General features: G+C 43.3%; 14 protein-coding genes. 5 read left to right on the top strand and 9 right to left on the bottom strand.

All coding sequences use genetic code 11. The features are described 5' to 3' along the window. Positions 1–274: 274 nt before the first annotated feature. Both OO016_RS07005 and trhA read left to right on the top strand, forming a co-directional pair. Positions 275–1588 (top strand): hypothetical protein, encoded by a 1314-nt coding sequence (locus OO016_RS07005; RefSeq protein ID WP_266011980.1) that lies wholly within the window; start codon positions 275–277, stop codon positions 1586–1588. A gap of 218 nt (positions 1589–1806) precedes the next feature. Then, positions 1807–2427, top strand: coding sequence for a PAQR family membrane homeostasis protein TrhA (gene trhA / locus OO016_RS07010; RefSeq protein ID WP_266011981.1), 621 nt, complete (start codon positions 1807–1809; stop codon positions 2425–2427). 2 nt (positions 2428–2429) lie between these two features. On the opposite strand, the gene OO016_RS07015 is transcribed toward trhA, so the two are convergent. Further along, a complete protein-coding gene (locus OO016_RS07015) occupies positions 2430–3104 on the bottom strand; it encodes a ZIP family metal transporter (protein WP_266011982.1) in 675 nt (224 codons plus the stop codon). A gap of 76 nt (positions 3105–3180) precedes the next feature. Between OO016_RS07015 and OO016_RS07020 the strand changes: the two genes are divergently transcribed. Continuing rightward, positions 3181–4347 carry a THUMP domain-containing class I SAM-dependent RNA methyltransferase gene (locus tag OO016_RS07020; protein ID WP_266011983.1) on the top strand — a complete coding sequence of 389 codons (1167 nt, stop codon included), beginning with the start codon at positions 3181–3183 and terminating at the stop codon, positions 4345–4347. Further along, the gene (locus OO016_RS07025) at positions 4344–4574 is read left to right on the top strand and encodes a hypothetical protein (RefSeq protein ID WP_266011984.1); all 231 of its coding nucleotides are present in this window, start codon (positions 4344–4346) and stop codon (positions 4572–4574) included. The genes OO016_RS07020 and OO016_RS07025 overlap by 4 nt, the downstream gene beginning before the upstream one ends. Before the next feature lie 7 nt (positions 4575–4581). Here the strand turns inward: OO016_RS07025 and OO016_RS07030 are convergent, their stop codons facing one another. From OO016_RS07030 to rlmD, 3 genes are read right to left on the bottom strand one after another with little or no spacing between them, the layout of a single operon-like run. Continuing rightward, positions 4582–5355 (bottom strand): DUF6048 family protein, encoded by a 774-nt coding sequence (locus OO016_RS07030; protein ID WP_266011985.1) that lies wholly within the window; start codon positions 5353–5355, stop codon positions 4582–4584. Further along, the gene (locus tag OO016_RS07035; protein WP_266011986.1) at positions 5336–5839 is read right to left on the bottom strand and encodes a DUF6452 family protein; all 504 of its coding nucleotides are present in this window, start codon (positions 5837–5839) and stop codon (positions 5336–5338) included. Before OO016_RS07035 ends, OO016_RS07030 begins: the two co-directional genes overlap by 20 nt. Continuing rightward, positions 5836–7257 (bottom strand): 23S rRNA (uracil(1939)-C(5))-methyltransferase RlmD, encoded by a 1422-nt coding sequence (rlmD, locus tag OO016_RS07040; protein WP_266011987.1) that lies wholly within the window; start codon positions 7255–7257, stop codon positions 5836–5838. The genes OO016_RS07035 and rlmD overlap by 4 nt, the downstream gene beginning before the upstream one ends. 178 nt (positions 7258–7435) lie before the next feature. Here rlmD and rocD point away from each other — a divergent pair, with 178 nt between their 5' ends. Continuing rightward, positions 7436–8731, top strand: coding sequence for an ornithine--oxo-acid transaminase (rocD, locus tag OO016_RS07045; protein WP_266011988.1), 1296 nt, complete (start codon positions 7436–7438; stop codon positions 8729–8731). Between the two features lie 71 nt (positions 8732–8802). Here rocD and rplS read toward each other — a convergent pair whose 3' ends face one another. The 5 genes from rplS to OO016_RS07070 form a co-directional block, all read right to left on the bottom strand. Further along, entirely contained in the window at positions 8803–9153 is a 351-nt protein-coding gene (gene rplS / locus OO016_RS07050; RefSeq protein WP_266011989.1) for a 50S ribosomal protein L19, read from the bottom strand. 138 nt (positions 9154–9291) lie between these two features. Beyond that, positions 9292–9966: a tRNA (guanosine(37)-N1)-methyltransferase TrmD gene (gene trmD, locus OO016_RS07055; RefSeq protein ID WP_266011990.1), complete on the bottom strand. Its 675-nt coding sequence runs from the start codon at positions 9964–9966 to the stop codon at positions 9292–9294. A 45-nt stretch (positions 9967–10011) separates the two neighbouring features. Then, positions 10012–10632, bottom strand: coding sequence for a sensor histidine kinase (locus OO016_RS07060; protein ID WP_266011991.1), 621 nt, complete (start codon positions 10630–10632; stop codon positions 10012–10014). Positions 10633–10768: 136 nt separating this feature from the next. Beyond that, positions 10769–12220, bottom strand: a complete 1452-nt coding sequence (locus OO016_RS07065) for a glyceraldehyde-3-phosphate dehydrogenase (protein WP_266011992.1) — start codon at positions 12218–12220, stop codon at positions 10769–10771. Between the two features lie 118 nt (positions 12221–12338). After that, positions 12339–13733, bottom strand: a complete 1395-nt coding sequence (locus OO016_RS07070) for a trypsin-like peptidase domain-containing protein (protein WP_266011993.1) — start codon at positions 13731–13733, stop codon at positions 12339–12341. Positions 13734–13845 lie beyond the last annotated feature (112 nt).

Consider the following 13845-nt stretch of genomic DNA (forward strand, 5'->3'; position numbering starts at 1 on the left):
TCCCGATCATGAAAATGGTCGGGATTTTTTATTGCCCCCTATCCACCACCATACCAACCTCCCTGATTAGAGCCTGTATAGGGGAACACTCCACAAGACAAGCCACTAAAGCCCTCCGAGGGGGCGCTATGCGCCTCCTCCCCACAAACTCAAGATAAACCCTTGGACTGCTTTTTGCCAGCACAAACAGAGTTTACCAATATATGGGTGATTATTGTACCCATTCTATTGTCTTGCTTTTTCAACTATATTTATAACCAACAACCAGACTGAGATGAGCAATAACCCCCAGGACCAGAAGTTTAAAAAATGGCTGGATATCCTCCAACAGGAAAGCTGGCAATTAGAGCTAATCATTTCCGGATTTGCTATCTATGGCCTTTTCATGATGATAGATCCTATTGAATTGGCTGCACAGGAAGCTGAGAATAACAGCAATATGTATCGTGTGCTCCTTATGCAGGGATTGAATATTTCCTGGTATATTATTACCATAAATCTTATTGCACATGTTGTACTCAGGGGATTATGGATAGGAGCTATCGGACTTCGTTATGTTTCCGGAGAAATTGACTATGAGAAATTAAATTACAGTCCCAAGTTTGCACGCCACCTCAACAAAAGAGTAGGATCTTTTGATAATTACGTAGCCAATCTGGAAAAGTATTGCAGCATCATATTTGCAATTACCTTTTTGCTTGTTTTTTATCTTTTGGGCCTCTTGATCATTGTATTTGTATTCACCTTAATGGGACTTAGCATAGATAAAGACGAAACACCAAATTGGGTGCGCCTATATGTACTTATCCCTACAATTATTTTTCTGGCAATTGGTACCATCCTGACATTTATTGACTTTGCCACACAGGGCTGGCTTAAAAAGAAAAAATGGATCAGCCGGTTTTATTATCCCATATACTGGGTTTTTAAATACCTAACGCTATCTTTTCTCTATAGGCCCATGGTTTACAACTTCCTGGATACAAAGTTTGGTAAACGACTTAGCTTAGTTATTGTCCCCTTATACCTGGGATTATTTATCCTTTCAGCCACGGGATTCAGCACTTCCAATTACCTGGAAAGTGACATGACCTCGAATTCCTATATCGCAAATAATAAAAACTACCTGGATACAGTTGAGGAACAAAATCTTTTTGTAGACCGGGCTGCCATACCATCAAAGATAATTACAGACCCTTACCTGCAGGTTTTTGTTGAGTATGCAAAATCAGTGGAGGATGATGTTTTCTTCTTTAATAAAGAACTTAAACCTGAAGAAGATCGTAGAGGAATATATTCGATATTTTCAGAAGGGGTGGTGCCTTATTCACTACGGAATAAATATTTAAGGAACTATCTAGAAACTATTGAGGATATGTATACCCTTGAAATTGATTCTATTGCCTTTAAACCCCAATTTATAATAACGGAAATTTCGAACAAGCAAATGGGCTTTGAAACTTTCCTGGATATGAAGGCAATAGGCGACGGGAAGCACACACTTCGGATTCTTCGAAAGGACCACAGTCTGGATAGTGTATACAACCGCTCCATAATTCGCATTCCTTTTTGGTATTACAGAGAATAGGTTTCCTCAGGAATTTTTAGCGAAATCCTTGTTTAAAATGGGGTGCAATGCACCTCCTCCCCACAATCCAATTTAATCTTTACCAGAGCAGAAAACATTCAGAGTTAAATATTTCGAATGAAAAGATCCTTAAAGCTTATCAGATATTCATTATAGGATCAATCTATATCCTACCTATGGGTTCATTAACTTTGTGGAAATTCTCCGAAAGAAACCTTATGAACTATAAAGAGGAGGAGTACTGGAATACCGGAAGCCATGGCCTGGGTGTTTTACTGGGTCTTATTGGATGTTACCTCATGGTACGGGAAACCACTGATGGTCAGTTCTGGGAACGTTTTTCCGTTTGGGTGTACAGTATTTCCATAATTCTGCTTTTTGCCGCATCAACCACCTATCACGCGGTTGCCGACCCCAGGAAAAAGCGTAAATGGCGCATTCTTGACCACATTAGTATTTACTATCTGATCGCAGGTACCTATACTCCGGTAGCCCTGATCACCCTTGGTTCTGGAAATGGATGGACTATCTTTTTTGCAGTATGGGCAATTGCTCTGGGAGGCACTATCTTGAAGTTGTTTTTTACAGGAAAATGGGAGTACTTTTCTCTTTTCTTGTATTTGCTAATGGGCTGGATGATCATCTTTGATATCCAAAACCTGATATCGCTCACTTCTTCCTTTGGTCTTGGCTTGTTATTTGCCGGCGGGGCTTTTTATACTTTGGGTATTTTCTTTTATGCCTTTCAACGTATTCCTTACAACCACCTTATTTGGCATTTCTTTGTTCTGGGAGGAGCCATTAGTCACTGGTTTTATATTTATCTGGAAGTTATTTGATTTTAGAAAATGAGATAGGCTATCAGCAGACCCAATAGTATTACTATTAATTTACGGAGATTAAAGCTGTGGCCCTTACTGCTCTCAAATAAGATCACTGTTGAAATATGCAGGAATACGCCAATGACGATGGCAGTAAGAGGCACATAAAACCTTTCTATTGAAGGACTTGACTGAGCCACGTAACTGCCCAGGGGGGTCATGAGGGCAAAAAATATCATAAAAAGTGCTCCCTGCCAGGCGTGCAGGCGCGAATTGATAAGGAATATACTGAGAATAATGGCAACGGGCAATTTATGTACCAGGATGGCGTATAAAATGGGCTGGTTTTCTGATATCGGTACTCCTTCTAGGAAGGCATGTACACAGAGGCTAAGAAGCAAGAGCCAGGGGAATACGGTTTTTTCTATATCCAGGTGCATATGACCGTGTTCTGCCCCTTTGGAAAAGAATTCCAGGAATATTTGGAGCACAATGCCCAGCATAATGTATAGTCCAGCCTCTTTGGCATTACTATTCAAATAGATCGAGGGCAGAAGTTCAAAAAGGGTGGTAGCCAACAGAAAGGAACCACTGAAGGCCAGCAATAGTGTAATACCCGGGTTTTTTTTAGGACGTAACCCTAAAACCAGAAAATAACCAGAAAGAACAGTTATTACAGGTAGCCAGTAGATCATGGAAATCTCGTTAGAAAGACCAGAGGTCCGTTACCCCAAAATTAGTGTATTTTTGCCGGTATCTAGATAGTTTCCTATGGAGCAGAATTTCAAAATGTTGGCAAAGTGTTTCTACGGGTTTGAACCTATTCTGGCCAGGGAGCTGAGGCAACTGGGTGCTGGAAACGTAGAGGAAGGTTTACGTATTGTCACCTTTGAAGGTGATTCAGGCTTTATGTATAAAGCCAACCTATGCCTGAGGACTGCCTTGCGCATATTGAAGCCCATTTCCTCTTTTCCGGTGCGGAATGAAAATGATCTGTACCGGCGTATCAAAGAGATTCCATGGGAAAGGTATCTCGGACCTGATCAGAGCCTGGCGATAGATTCGGTTCTGAAATCCGAAACTTTTACCCATTCTCTCTATGTATCCCAGAAAGCAAAAGATGCTATTGCCGATCGATTCAGAAACCTTTTCGATAAACGCCCCGACGTAGATACCCAAAACCCGGATCTCAGGATTCATATTCATATCCAACACCAGCAATGTCACCTTTCACTGGACAGTTCAGGAAGTTCCCTGCATCACCGGGGATACAGGACCGCAACCAATATTGCTCCCATAAATGAAGTGCTGGCTGCAGGTTTGCTGCTTATGAGCGGATGGGACGGGCGTGCTAATTTTCTGGATCCTATGTGCGGTAGTGGAACATTCCTGGTAGAAGCCGCTATGATTGCCTGTAATATCCCGGCGAACATAAACCGCAAGCATTTTGGATTTCAGCGCTGGAAGGATTATGATGAAGCCCTTTTTCAAAAGATTGTCGAAGCCAGCTTAAACAGGACGCGGGAATTCCATTATAAAATTGAAGGATACGACAAAGCTCCTTCCGCAGTTAGTAAAGCCAGGATTAATATAGAGCAGTCTAAATTGGAGGAATACATTACTGTAGAGCGTCAGGATTTTTTTAAGTCGATAAAACACACCGAAGGCCCCCTGCATATGGTATTTAATCCTCCGTATGGGGAACGATTGAATGTGGAAATGGAGAAATTCTATAAACAAATTGGAGATACACTAAAGCAAGGCTATCCCAATACTCAGGCCTGGATGATTACTGCAAATATGGACGCCCTAAAGCACGTGGGTTTAAGAACCTCTAAAAAAATCAAAGTGTATAATGGACGACTTGAGGCACGACTCGTCAAATATGAAATCTATGAGGGTAGTCGTAGATCTAAATATCAGAATACTCAGACATGAGACCTAAGTACAAAGCATTGTTGTTCAATTTTATGGCCTTCGCTATTATCTTTCTTGTCATCCGATTTACCCTCGGGTACTTCTGGCAGGCTAACCGACTCCTGATGGCCCTGGCTTCCGCAATCGCTGCCAGTATCCTGTCACCAAAATTTGCGGCGATAAAAACAATTAGCGGGGAGAAGTTGATGATGAAGTGGATCTTTAGCAAGAAAGTACATCAACTATAATAACACCTTACTCATCGGGATCTGAAGGCTTCTTCCTCTTTTTAATGATAGGAAGGAAGTAGGAAATGGAATAATTAAACCCTACCCCAAAATTACTTCCATCGGTAACTTTGTTAAAACCAGGAATCCATAAATTAGGGAAATTATCAGCCTCCTTGTTGCTTATAAGATATCCCAGTCGGACACTGGCACCCAAATAAATATTGGCAAACAATTCAGCCTTTACTCCAAAAAGGAATTCCAGCCACGATGCATTAAGTCCGCTGTACTCTTGAGGGGCTGTTGATCCTGGAGACAAACCATCGGGGAACCAGTAGCGGTTACTGTCGAATATCCCATTCTCATTAAGGGTTTGAGAAAAAGTGCTGAATGCATATCTGCCTCCTATGAATATGGTATTGTTCATGCCATACCAGTTTTCATAGGTATTGTACTCCACTCCCAATTTGATATAACTGCCGCTTGTTGTATAGTTGTAAATTTCTGCAACGGGGGCTTCCAGGTCATTGCCAAGCTCTTCTGTCTGGGTAAAATCTTCGTTACCCAACTCTGCAGCCAAATACAGTTTTTGCGTTATCCTTAAGTCGCCAATAAGTTCCAGTCCTGTATAATCCTCGTTCAGGAAGGACCGCAAAGGCCTGCTAAGATCAACTCCCAAGCGTATCCCGTATTGCTCACGGGTATCCCTCAGGTCGCGTTCCAGTGTTTCCCCGGAATCCTGAGACCAGCTTATCGCCACGCCTCCTATTACGATAAAAAGCTTAGTGAAATATCTTAACATGTGCACTAAACTGATTGGTTACAGTGGTGTCTACCACTTCTATACTTTGGATCCAGTTTTCCGGGCCAGTAGTTAACTGAGGTGTAAGGTCATTATAATTGGCTATAAAGCCACAAGCCCTGGAAACAAAAATTTCTTCTACCGTATAAGCAAAATCAAGGGTGTCAATGTTACCCGTTTCCAAGTCATTTTCATCACTGGAATCCAGGATAATATAAAACTGGGTAGTAGATTGATCCGCCCGAAGGGGAATGGCGACAGAATCGACTGTAGCACGGTCTGCGAAAGTGTTAACAGGGCTTTCCTGTCCTGCTCCCAGTATTCTCAAATTAGATACACTTTTTAAAGCAGCGGTGTCCTCGGCATCATAAAACCTTAAAACAAGGAGCGGCGTGTCCCCATCAACGCAGATATCATCTTTTTCACATGCATTTATCAGGAAAGTTCCGAGTATGATGATAAAGAGGAATAGGTTTTTTTTCATCCCTGTTTTTGACGTTTTTCCAAAAGTACAACATTTTCCACGTGATGGGTCTGAGGAAACATGTCCACAGGCTGAACCCTAATTACCTCATAATCGCTGTCCATAAGGGCAATATCCCTCGCCTGGGTTGCGCTATTGCAGCTAACATATACAATGCGTTCCGGTGCTGCTTTAAGGATTTGCTCCACAACATTTTTATGCATCCCCTCCCTCGGAGGATCTGTGATAATGAGCTGTGGTTTTCCCTTCTCCTCTATAAAGCTATCCGTTAGGAAATCTTTTAGGTCGCCCGTGTAGAATTCTGCATTTTCAATTTTGTTTAACGCTGCATTAGACTTTGCGGCTGTAATGGCTTCTGGCACGGTCTCAATGCCGATCACATTTTTGGCCTTGGCCGCTATAAACTGTGCAATCGTACCAGTGCCGGTATAGAGATCGTATACCAATTCATCGCCCTTGAGGTTGGCAAACTCTTCAACAACCTGATACAACCGATAGGCCTGTTCGGAATTGGTCTGATAGAATGATTTTGCTGTGATCTTAAACCGAAGGTCCCTCATTTGTTCGAAGATATGATCCCTGCCTGCATAGCAGATTATTTCCTGGTCATATAAGGTGTCATTGGCCTTGGAATTCACCACATATAGCAAAGAAGTTATATCCGGAAAGGACTCGAGGATATGATCCAGCAATTTTCTGCGGTTTTCAGGATCTTCCCTGAAAAACTGTACAAGCACCATGACCTCTCCAATGGAGGTAGTCCGGATCATCAAGGTTCTTAGGAGGCCATCTTGTTTCCTGGGGTTGAAAAAAGGCATCTGATTTTTGACCGCAAAGGACTTAACCGCCAGGCGTATCGCATTTGAAGGTTCTTGCTGCAGATAGCATTGTTTTATATCCAGGACCTTGTCCCACATTCCTGGTATGTGAAAACCCAGAGCGTTCCTGTCCTCGATATTTGTATCAGAAGCAATTTCCTCTTCGGTCAGCCACCTGCTGTTTGAAAAGGAAAACTCCATTTTATTCCTGTAAAAGTATTCTTTTGCCGAACCTATAATCGGGCTAATAGGGGGGAGGGCTACTTTGCCAATTCTACTGAGATTGTTAACCACCTCTTCCTGCTTATAGTGCAATTGGTGTTCGTAACTCATGTGCTGCCACTTACAGCCTCCACAGACCCCAAAATGCTGGCACTTGGGAGTTGTTCTCTTGTCCGAAAGCTTTTTGAATGCTATAGCAGTCGCTTCGTAATAGGCCTTACGCCTTTTTGTGGTCTGCACCGTTGCCACGTCACCGGGCACAGCGTTGGAGATAAACAAGACACGCCCGTCAGGGGCCTTTCCAATGGCTTTGCCTTTAGCACCTGCAGCAGTTACTTCAACGTCTTCAAAGACCAGGCGCTTTTTCCTTTTTCGCATGTATCAAAAGTAAAATCTTTTTTAGGAATATTGCTCCTATTTTTAAGCAGATTAACCCACTCTGTTTGCTTTCACAGGTTTTATAATGCCCGTAAATATTTGTAATTTTACATAGCTACAATGGATGATTTCTCTCCTCAAGAAGGAATTGCTAAAGTTTTACGTTTAATTTTTTATCATGTCAGAAAAGCAGAAGTTTACTTCACATGATGCAATCGCAATGGAAGAGAAATACGGGGCTCAGAACTATCACCCCTTACCAGTGGTTCTTACCCGGGGAGAAGGGGTATATGTCTGGGATGTGGAAGGGAAAAAATATTATGATTTCCTTTCGGCCTATTCCGCTGTAAATCAAGGCCATTGTCACCCCAAGATCATAGCCGCCCTGAAAGACCAGGCCGAACGCCTCACACTTACATCAAGAGCTTTTTACAATGAGATGCTGGGGCAATATGAAAAATATTTGTCAGAGTTCTTTGGGTTCGACAAGGTACTGCCAATGAATACGGGTGCTGAAGCAGTTGAGACCGCCATAAAGCTGGCGCGGAAATGGGGATATGAAAAAAAAGGTATCCATGCCAATCAGGCCAAGGTTATCGTTTGCCAGAATAATTTCCACGGTCGCACTATCACCATAATTTCTGCATCAAACGACCCAATTGCAACAGAAAATTTTGGGCCTTTTACTCCCGGAATCCACTCGATACGCTATAATGATCTCTATGCGTTGCGCGAAGCACTGGAAGATGATAATGTTGCTGCTTTTCTGGTAGAACCCATTCAGGGGGAAGCCGGGGTTTATGTTCCTGACGATGACTATTTGCGGGAAGCCTATTTAATGTGCAAGGAGCGCAATGTCCTTTTTATCTCTGATGAAGTACAGACTGGTATTGCACGTACCGGAAGGCTGCTGGCCAGTTGTGGTAATTGCAGTTGTGCAGATAAGCTGTGCAGTGGGGAACCCGAAGTGAAGCCAGATATCCTGATTTTGGGAAAAGCGCTGTCCGGGGGTGCATTCCCGGTATCTGCGGTTCTGGCCAATAAGGAGATAATGGATGTGATCCGTCCCGGCAACCACGGCTCCACCTTTGGAGGCAATCCGCTTGCCTGTGCAGTGGCTATGGCCGCTCTGGAAGTGGTCCGGGAGGAAAATCTGGCCGAAAGAGCGGATTTTCTGGGTAACATTTTCCGTAAAGAAATGAATAAGCTGATTCAAAAATCCCAATGGGTAAAGTTGGTGAGGGGAAAGGGTCTGCTCAACGCAATTGTTATCAATGATACGGAAGACAGCTCAACTGCCTGGGAAATTTGCATGGCACTCAAGGAAAATGGACTACTGGCCAAACCTACTCATGGCAATATTATTCGTTTTGCACCGCCTCTGGTCATGACTGAAGAGCAGTTATATGAGTGCATAGGCATCATTAATAAGACCATTATGGAATTTGAGGCACAATATGCTGAGGAACATTAAAACGATTTTGGAATTTTACAAATAAAAAAACCCCGGGATTACCCGGGGTTTTTTATTAATTATCTCGTTTCTTAGGAACGAATCTCTTTGATTCGGGCCTTCTTTCCGGTTAGTCCGCGGAAATAGAAGATACGTGCCCTTCTTACTTTTCCTCGCTTGTTGACCTCAATTTTCTGTAAAGCCGGCATGTTTACCGGGAAAATTCGTTCTACACCAACGGTGCCGGACATTTTACGGATTGTAAAGGTTTCGGTAGCACCAGATCCTCTTCGCTGAATAACTACTCCACGGAAAAACTGGGTTCTTGTTTTTTCACCTTCCTTGATCTCGTAGTAGACGGTAATGGTGTCTCCTGCAGAAAATTCAGGAAAATCCTTCTTTGCTACAAATTCGTCTTCTACGTACTTAATCAATGATTCCATTTTGTAAATTTTAAATGGTTAATCAAAACCAACATTCACGGCTATCGTCAGCGGTTGATTTTAATAGATTGCAAAAATAGTTGATAAATTAAAACCGGCAAGGGAATTTGACAAAATTTTAATCATGCCTTATCCCTGTTATTTAAGGAGGTCCGGTCTCTTTTCCCGGGTTCGATCCAAAGCCTGTTCTTCCCGCCACTTTTCAATTTCAGGGAGGTTGCCGCTCAGCAGGATAGGGGGGACTTCAAGGCCTTTGTATGCCCTGGGCCGAGTGTATACCGGAGGTGCAAGCAAATTGTCCTGAAATGTATCGGTAAGGGCCGAGGTCTCATCATTCAATACCCCGGGAAGCAGGCGGATAATAGTATCAGCGAGTACGGCTGCCCCTAATTCACCACCGGATAGCACATAATCACCAATTGATATTTCTCTGGTAATTAAGGTATCGCGCACCCGCTGGTCTACTCCTTTGTAGTGCCCGCACAGAATAATGATATTATCGAGCAGGGACAGACTGTTGGCCATTTTCTGGTCGAGGGTTGTCCCATCAGGGGTCATATAGATAACCTCATCGTAATCCCGTTCTGCCTTCAGCCTGGAAATACATCGGTCAATTGGTTCGATCATAAGCACCATCCCAGCCCCACCGCCAAACTGGTAATCGTCTACCTGCCGGTAGGAATCGTCTGTGTAATCCCTTAGGTTATGTAGGTGTACAGATACCAGCCCTTTATCCTGGGCACGCTTGAGAATGGAGGCTTCAAACGGGCTTTTGAGTAATTCGGGAAGTACAGTTATAATATCTATTCGCATGGGATCTGGATTCTTGGACAGGAATATCAATCCCCAACAGCTCGCCTACTTGGATTTTTTGTATTTCAGGATCTCGTCCTGTAACTGGCGACTGATACGTTGTTCCCTTTCAAGTGCTCTGCGACGGTGATCTTCGTATTCCTGCTCCAGCTCTGCAAGGCGTACTTTGGCTTCCTGAGTAAGGTAGTTGCTATTCCTGTAGCGATAAATAAAGAGCAGTAACATCAGAAACAGTACAATTATAACCGTCCACATAATCAGGTTATAACTGCTTTTGGAAACCAGCATACCAAAAAATGACATGCTGTCTTTTTCTTCGGTTACCCGGTTCAGGTTTCCGGTAGTCTGCTCAAGTTTATCATTCAGTGACGCAATAGTTGCTTCGTTGCCCGAAATAGTAGCCTTTAATTCTGCTTTGTTCTTGTTAAAGGCGTTTATGGTATCCCTTACATTTTGCCGAAGCTTATCCAGGTTCAGTGTACGTACTACTTCGTATCGTTTTCCATCGGCACGATAATTTCCTGATTTTTTATATACGAATTCGAACTGGCTGTCTATGGTGCCTTTGTCAAGAGATGGCTCATCATTCTGTGCTGCATCCTGAGCAAATTGCATATTGCAAAACAATAATCCCAGGGCCAACAGTATGATTCTGAATTTGTTCATTGTACTGGTCATTAGGTTAGTGACATGAGTTATGGGAGCTTCAAAAGTACTTCAATATTATTAATTAAAAAACCCCTCCTAACTAAATATCAGGTTTATAAAAGCCCGCACTTCGGGTCCGGATACGCGAAGCCATCTAGTAATAAGTGAATCGCCTGACCTTGGCAAGGTATTTTGCCAGCCGTATTACCTGGTGGGCATAACCAAACTCATTGTCATACCAGACATACAAAACGATATTCTTGCCGTCTGCAGAAACCAATGTAGCATGACTATCGTAAATGGCTGGAGCATTGGTTCCTACAATGTCTGTGGAAACCAGCTCATTGCTCAAAGAATATTTGATTTGCTCCACAAGATCTCCCTCAAGGGCATACTTTTTCAGTATGGTATTGAGGCTTTCCTTGGAGGTTTTGGTATGGACTTCCAGGTTCAAGATAGCCAGAGAGCCATTGGGAACCGGTACCCGTATGGCATTGGAGGTAAGTTTCCCTGCCAGTGCAGGCAATGCCTTGGCGACTGCTTTTCCGGCCCCGGTTTCGGTAATCACCATGTTCAGGGCTGCAGCCCGACCTCTCCGGTATTTCCCGTGCATATTGTCTACCAGGTTCTGATCATTGGTATAGGCATGTATGGTTTCCAGGTGGCCTTTCTTAATACCCAAAGAATCTTCTACTACCTTTAAAACAGGGGTAATAGCATTGGTTGTACATGATGCTGCCGAAAAGATAGATCCCTCGTCCGGGTCAAATTCGTTCTGATTGACCCCATGTACGATATTGGGTATGTCTTTCCCAGGTGCCGTTAACAATACTTGTGAAGCCCCTTTAGCTTTTAAATGAGCAGAAAGCGCAGCCTTGTCACGAAAGGCTCCGGTATTATCAATTACCAGAGCGTTGTCGATGTTGTACTGAGTGTAATCCACATCCTCAGGACGATCCGAGCTGATCATATGAACTGTAGTTCCGTTAATGATCAATGCTCTCTGTTCAAAGTTGGCTTCTACAGTGCCTGTAAACTGTCCGTGTACGGAATCCGTATGCAGCAGACTGGCACGCTTCATCAGTATCTCCTCCGTAAGCTTCCCACGTGTTACCACAGCCCTTAAACGGAGCTGGTTCCCTTTTCCAGTCTTGGCAAGCAATTCCCGCGCAAGGATTCTCCCAATCCGCCCGAAACCATAAAGAACAACATCCCTTGGCTTTATTTCCCTGTAATTCTTCGCATCTTTTAACTTATCGAGGACAAATGCCCGTACATCCGGATAATCGTGATGGCCCGCAGAATGGTACTCATAAGTGAGCTTCCCAATGTCTAACTTGGAGGGAGGTAAAAGAATATCCTTTATAGCTCTCAGGATCTCAACCGAATCAAAGATGGAAATTGGTTTTTGGACAAATTCCCCTGCATATTCATGCAAGTTGATGATCTCGCTAACGCTCTTGTCAATTACCTGGTTGCGAAACAGCACTACCTCAATAGCCCGATCGTACCAGAGGTCTCCAATAATTTTAATAAACTCCGTTGTTGCCTTCCGGCGGTCGGCCTGGAAGGCCAGTTCTTTTTCGTAAGAATTGATTCTTCGCATTGGTTAGACTGCATTTAAGATGAGGCAAAAGTACTTCTTTCAAACGTTTTCGCCATGATGTTGGAATTAAAAAAAGCACCTGTATTCAGGTGCTTTTATAACGATGGTTTACACAGTATTATTGAAAGATAATTCGTTCTCTTGCGCCATTTTTATCTACAACTGTAAAACTGTTTTTTCTATACCGGGACAATTGTCCAAAAAGGTTTCTGGCATCTTGGATATTTCCTACATCCTCTCCATTTACAGTAATAATTACCTTGTCCTGCAGGTCGTATTCCCTGTAATCTTCGGGGACCCCGGTAATCTTAACTCCCTTTTCAACATTGTATTTTTCTTTTTCCTCTTCTGTGAGGTTTTTCACTTCGAGGCCCAGAACGGGGACATTCAGCCGCTGACGCTCTTTGAGTGTAACCGGTATAATAAGTTCTTCTCCATCCCGGTCAATGCTAACTTCCACCTGGTCACCGGGCCTTTTGGTAGAAACATAACCTACGAGATCAGCAAATCGCCGGACGCGGATATCATCTACCTTACGGATGATATCACCTCGCTGAATATTTGCATCGTCTGCACCTGAATCCTCTTCAACGCCATCTACATACACGCCGTCAATTTGATTGAAGCCATTTTGACGGGCATATGGAGTGTCCAGGCGGGGTGAATTGATCCCGAGAATTCCCTTGAGGACATTGCCATACTCCATAATGTCTTCTACCACCTTTTTAGCATTATTGCTGGGCACTGCGAAGGAATAGCCTACATAGGATCCGGTTTGGGAGGTTATAGCCGTGTTGATTCCAATCAGGTCTCCATTAGTGTTGACCAGTGCTCCACCACTATTTCCGGGGTTTACTGCAGCGTCTGTTTGCAAAAAGGTCTGATTGTTCCTGCCTAAGGCCCTTGCCTTGGCGCTTACAATCCCGGCAGTAACGGTGGATGTCAGGTTGAACGGATTGCCTACAGCCAGCACCCATTCGCCAACACGCACGTTATCTGAATCACCGAAGGCCAGGTATGGTAATTTTTCCTCAGCATCTATTTTTATTAAAGCTATATCACTTGAGGGATCAGTCCCCACAACTTCGGCATTGTAGGTTTTGTTGTTGTTGAGCGTAACGTTGATCTCCGTGGCCCTAGCAATAACATGGTTATTGGTAACAATATAGCCATCAGGTGAAATAATAACACCTGAGCCCGTTCCAATTTGTGCTTTTTGCTCCCGCTCGTAACCAAAGATATATTCCGTAAAGGAAGTAGGGCCACGGTATACGGTTACGTTCTTTACGTGTACCACAGCGTTCACCGTTTTTTCGGCTGCAGTTATGAAATTGGAATCTTCAGTACCCGGCACAGGTGAGAAAACCGGTGTATTACTGGTTTGAAAAACAGGCATTTCCTGGTTTTCCGTAACTATTTCAATCCTTTCAGGTGCCAGAAAAAGCGTATAAGCTCCTAGTGAAATGGCTCCACCTGCAACAGCCACCAATAATAAACTTGCTACTTTTTTCATGATCTTAACTACAATTTTTGATATTTAAAATTAGCACTTTTTACATGCGTATTTTTTGATTTAACGACATTTTAACTGCCGGGAATACCTTAAATAAAGTCCTATCTTTGCC

It is taken from the genome of Lentiprolixibacter aurantiacus, assembly GCF_026241225.1.
Taxonomy (GTDB): Bacteria; Bacteroidota; Bacteroidia; order Flavobacteriales; family Flavobacteriaceae; genus Lentiprolixibacter; species Lentiprolixibacter aurantiacus.